The organism is Pseudoalteromonas sp. Z9A4, assembly GCF_011378845.1.
Classification (GTDB): Bacteria; Pseudomonadota; Gammaproteobacteria; order Enterobacterales; family Alteromonadaceae; genus Pseudoalteromonas; species Pseudoalteromonas arctica.
The window spans coordinates 1-2,065 of record NZ_WTLA01000054.1 but is presented as its reverse complement, the minus strand read 5'-3'; the positions used below and the strand labels follow the sequence as shown (position 1 = coordinate 2,065).

The following is a 2,065-nucleotide window of genomic DNA, read 5'->3' as shown; positions in this document are numbered from 1 at the left end:
TTTACGTCTGCAGAAAAGTGAAATGTGCGCAATTAACACACACTCACATCAACACCTATCACGTAGGGCGGGCGTAGCGACTACCGACGCTAAAATCACAGCAAAATCCCTTAATATCTCAGTCGGCCAATAAAGTAGCATTTGCAACGTGACTCTCCACCGCTGTGGGTACTATGACATTACACAAGCTTCACATTGTAGAAAGCCCGGATCTAACGATTCGGGCTTTTTTACGTCTGCAGAAAAGTAAAATATGACAAATAATCCTCACTCATTCACAGCCTATCAAGTAGGTCGGGCGAGCGAAGCGATTCGCGACGTATAGAGAGTCCCGCATTTACCATGTGACTCTCCACCGCACAGGCACTACGACTTCCTACGGTGAAGTTCACGACTCTAAATGCGAGAAAGCAGTTTTTCAAATTATCGTGCGAAAGGTTATTTCATTTTTAGTTGATCAATACTTACTTTGTAGTACTTATTATTTTCCTAAGCTTTACGTAATTTAAGTTTATGCTCGATTTATTGATCAGCGAGTATATGGAGTATCAGCCTTTTAACTGCGCGAATACGATTGCTTTTTAAATTATTTAAGTGAGTAACACTAATCACATGACGTTTAGCTATGATACTGAAAATATCGCCAGATTGAATGATGTAGCATTGCCATTAAATGTAATCTTTACTTTTTGATTTGCGCGCATCGCTTTAAACTATTTTACGAGTGAGTATTTTTAGATGGTATGTATTGTAAAACTCAGTTAAATTAACAGAGTTACAATAAGTTATCGATTTAGTATTGGCCAAGCAGGCTTATTTTTTAGGGATGATGGATGCGTTTAATCTTACTTTTTTTATTTTTATCGACTTTGCTGAACGTAAATATTGTCGCAGCTACGCAAGTCGCACCTCCTGTAAATATAGCTCCTTCGTTACCTAATACGCAGAGAAATCATGATTTGGTATACCAGCAATTATTTAGTATGCACAGCCAACTTGCTAGTTTGGATGAAAAACTACAACAACAAAAAACACTCGGTAATGATGTTAAAACCCTAGAAGCGGCGCAGCAAGCGCTAACAATTCAACTATCTAGATTCCAATCTCAACTCGACGCGCAAAAGAATCTACAAGCTAATAAATTTACTGGTTTTAATGGGCGAATTGGTGATTTAAAAGACTCAATAAATTGGTGGTTTTCTATATTAACGATTTTTCTCGCATTGGGCGGTTTACTTATTTATAAGCTAAGTAGAAAAGAAGCAGAAAATGTAGCGCATCAACAGATGGAAGGCTTTATTAGCAGTAATGCGGATGAAATTTTAGCCAATGCGCAAGTTTCTCTGGAAAAGCAATTAGGTGAGGCTAATACATCTGTTGAATACTTAAAGAAATATATCGATGAAGCCCGTCAGATTATCGAAGAGAAGAGAAAAGAAGTTGAAGCAGCGGCTGATGATGTGCAAAGGTCTATTGCAGAGAAACAAGAGCCAAACCCTGAATCATTAAGAATATTAGAAAATAGCACTAATAAAATAAGTAAAGGGCACACAACTGCGCGTGAATACCTAAATCTAGCAAGTGTTGGTTATGGGAAAAAGAACTATAAAGAGACTCTAAAATATCTAAATTTAGCTATTAAAACTTTGAAAGATAGTGAAAAACAAACTCGATTTCATGCACAGCTGTTATGGAATACAGCTATTGCCCATTCTATGTTGAAAAATGTAAATGCTGAACTTAAATCTTATGATGAGTTAATACAAAACTTTAAAAGTATACATAATGAAGAGAGTTGGGATTTTGTTGCAAGAGCGATGTTAAACCAAGGTGTCGTTTATGCTAAGCAAGGCAAACCTGATGACGAGCTCAACAGTTACGCAACCTTGATTGAGCAGTTCAAAGGTTCATCGAATGAAGATCTTCAAATTGAGGTGGCTAAAGCGATGGCTAACCAAGGCATTACTTATGGTCAGCAAGGCAAACCTGATGACGAGCTCAACAGCTACGCAACCTTGATTGAGCAGTTCAAAGGTTCATCGAATGAAGAGCTTCAAATTGAGGT

Annotated in this window: 2 protein-coding genes; one reads left to right on the top strand and one right to left on the bottom strand. The window is 37.6% G+C overall.

The annotated features are described in order from the left end of the window. Positions 1-522 precede the first annotated feature (522 nt). Positions 523-612, bottom strand: a complete 90-nt coding sequence (locus GQR54_RS19695) for a hypothetical protein (RefSeq protein ID WP_331460312.1) — start codon at positions 610-612, stop codon at positions 523-525. A 221-nt stretch (positions 613-833) separates the two neighbouring features. On the opposite strand from GQR54_RS19695, the gene GQR54_RS19385 reads away from it, so the two are divergent. Then, positions 834-2,065, top strand: a 1,232-nt coding sequence (locus tag GQR54_RS19385) for a tetratricopeptide repeat protein (protein ID WP_166379695.1), incomplete at its 3' end; no start/stop codon positions are given.